The sequence below is a fragment of the Vibrio sp. YT-17 genome, from assembly GCF_033337375.1.
GTDB lineage: Bacteria > Pseudomonadota > Gammaproteobacteria > Enterobacterales > Vibrionaceae > Vibrio > Vibrio alginolyticus.
Map to the genome: position 1 here is coordinate 1 of NZ_JAWOQP010000085.1, position 1434 is coordinate 1434.

At 43.0% G+C, this 1434-nt stretch carries 1 protein-coding gene; it reads left to right on the plus strand.

Features of this window, described 5'->3' with window-relative positions:
• Positions 1–496: 496 nt before the first annotated feature.
• The gene (locus R7F67_RS24030; RefSeq protein WP_005496615.1) at positions 497–1222 is read left to right on the plus strand and encodes an HAD family hydrolase; all 726 of its coding nucleotides are present in this window, start codon (positions 497–499) and stop codon (positions 1220–1222) included.
• Positions 1223–1434 lie beyond the last annotated feature (212 nt).

Sequence of the window (1434 nt, forward strand, 5' to 3'; positions counted from 1 at the left end):
AACATTGAATACACGCACAATGAGCGAATAAAAATGCATTAACAAGTATTTAACCACTTTCATATCACCCCATTTTTGTGCGCCATGCACCATTAAAACCAGAAAAATGCTCTAAATATAGGCACAACATCACCTCACACTATAACCGCACTATTCATGTGTGATTATTAACATTTACCAAACAATATATCGTACCAAAAGCGATTTTTCGGCATAAAATGTTACTAACAAAATAGTCGGCAAACATAAAAAACCAAAGTTAACCGGCTTCACCTAAGGCTAAAACGTGAGCACCACAACAAAACAGAGGAAACCTCCTCAAAGTTGCGATTATGCGCCCGTTATGCGGTTTAATGATTAAGCCAAAAGAACAGCATCACTTAAGCGTAAACGAAACTGCACAATTTGCTGACGGATTGCCTCTTTACGATGCGATTTAGAGTGGGATAATAGGCTTTCGACGCCAGTGACTAAGTAGCGAATGAAAGGAGCCCCTGTGCTTAAAGCGATTTTTTTTGATATGGACGAGACGTTATGTGGCACATCCCAAGCAGACAAAGCTGCAGGACAAAAATTTGCTGCCTGGATTCAACAAACGTATCCACAAGTCTCTGATCCTCAAGCATTCTTACAACGCTATTTGCAAGGGGTATATAAAAAGCTCAACGCAGAGTTTCCTCAGCTGGTTGCTCTTCTTCCAGACGAAAATGCTTTTCGCTGTGGTCTGATCCAAACGATTTTGGCGGAGAACGGCATCCACATCGATGCAGAGCAAGCTCAGCAAGCACAACACTATTTTGATTCAGCACGTATGGGCGCGTTCACTTTCTTCCCTGGCGTAAAAGAAATGCTGACGGATCTACGTAAGCACTACAAACTCGTCGTGATCACTAACGGTCCAATTTTCTCGCAGCACCCCAAGTTGAAAGCAACACAAATGGATGAATGGGTGGACCACATTATTGTGGGTGGCGAAGAGCCAGAAGAAAAACCAGCGGCCAGCATATTCCAAAAAGCCTTGAATCTTGTCGACATCAAACCAGAAGAAGCCTTACACATCGGTGACTCTCTAGCAGCAGACATCGCAGGCGCAAACAACATGGGTATTTTGAGTGTGTGGGTGAATGCGACTGGCGCAAGTAATCCAACAGAGATAACGCCGAACTTTGAAATCCGAGAAACCGTCGAGCTAAAAGAAATCCTGAAAACACTCGCCCAATAACAACAGCGGATTAAGAAAATCACAACCCCAGACATTGAGCTGGGGTTTATTTTATCTGCGCGAAAAGCTCTGGGATCATGGGTGGTCTAAAGCACCAAAATCTGCACCAACCTTACAATTCATACGCAAAGCGAGATTCTGCTGATAGAAATCTTCTGGCTAGCCACTATCAGCTAATATGGAGGAAAATAGAGTGGATAAAATGCAAAAAA